The sequence below is a fragment of the Synechococcus sp. R55.7 genome (assembly GCF_047461955.1).
GTDB lineage: Bacteria > Cyanobacteriota > Cyanobacteriia > Thermostichales > Thermostichaceae > Thermostichus.
The window spans coordinates 6,283-7,467 of the sequence record NZ_JANSIC010000128.1 but is presented as its reverse complement, the minus strand read 5'-3'; the positions used below and the strand labels follow the sequence as shown (position 1 = coordinate 7,467).

Annotated in this window: 1 protein-coding gene; it reads left to right on the top strand. The window is 61.9% G+C overall.

Annotation, left to right across the window (positions count from 1 at the left end):
• Nucleotides 1–1,185: bifunctional sterol desaturase/short chain dehydrogenase (locus NW820_RS08110; protein WP_414407197.1), on the top strand; the 1,185-nt coding region annotated here is incomplete at both ends.

Sequence of the window (1,185 nt, the reverse complement as noted above, 5' to 3'; positions counted from 1 at the left end):
AGTCATTGGATAGGGGTGGGGGCTGTCGCCCTAGCCTCCATCCTTTGGGCTGAGATCGTGCGGGATGTGCGCCATTGGCTGGCCCACCGGTGGCCCTGGCTGATGCCCAAACACATCCTGCACCACCGCCTGTTCCGCCCCGACCTTAGCGTGGTGGATGCACAGCTGTACCGAGAATCCCAGTGGCACCACGACGTTCCCGAAGCAGCGACGATGATCCTGGCCGGGATCCCTTGGGTGGTGGTATTGGGCCAGGGATCCCTGCTGTACGGCCTGGCGGCAGCGGTGGGGGTGGTCTACTCGGCCAGTTTCTGGGTGGCTGGTATGCTGCGGGGTTGGGGGCTGGCCCTGCAGACGGATATCACCCACCAGCCGGGGCCTTTCCCCGTTCCTCCCAGCCAATGGCATGTCAACCGCGCCTACCACTGGCGGCACCACTTCGACGATACCAACGCCTATTTTTGCGGCACCCTGACTCTCGTAGATCGGCTCATGGGCACCAGTCTCTCCTTGAAAGGCAAGCGAGTAGCCGTCACCGGCGCCTCCGGCACCCTGGGCCGGGCCTTGCTCAAGCATTTTCACCAGCAGGGGGCCAAAGTCATCGCCCTCAGCTCCCATTCGGATTCGGTTCACATCGAAGTGGACGGCCAGATCCAGCCGGTGGAGACCGTTCGCTGGCAGGTGGGGCAAGAGGGATCCCTGGCAGAGCTGCTGGAGCGGGTGGATATCTTGGTGCTCAACCACGGCCTGAACGTCCACAGGCAACGGGATCCCGAGTCTGTCCGCCAGTCCTATGCCGTCAACACTTTCTCCAGTTGGCGCCTAATGGAGCTATTCTTCCAGACGGTGCGCGGCAACCCTGAGATGGCCACCAAAGAGGTGTGGGTGAACACCTCAGAGGCTGAGGCTAGCCCTGCTTTCAGTCCCCTCTACGAGCTCTCCAAGCGGGCCCTAGGCGATCTGGTTACTCTGCGCCGCCTCGATGCTCCCTGCACAGTGCGCAAGCTCATCCTCGGCCCCTTCAAGAGCCAGCTCAATCCCATTGGGGTTATGTCGGGAGATTGGGTGGCCGCTCAGATCTTGGCCCAGGCCAAACGAGACTGCCGCAACATCATCGTCACCATCAACCCCCTGACCTACTTGCTTTTCCCGCTCAAAGAGCTGGCTGTGAGCACTTATTTCCGC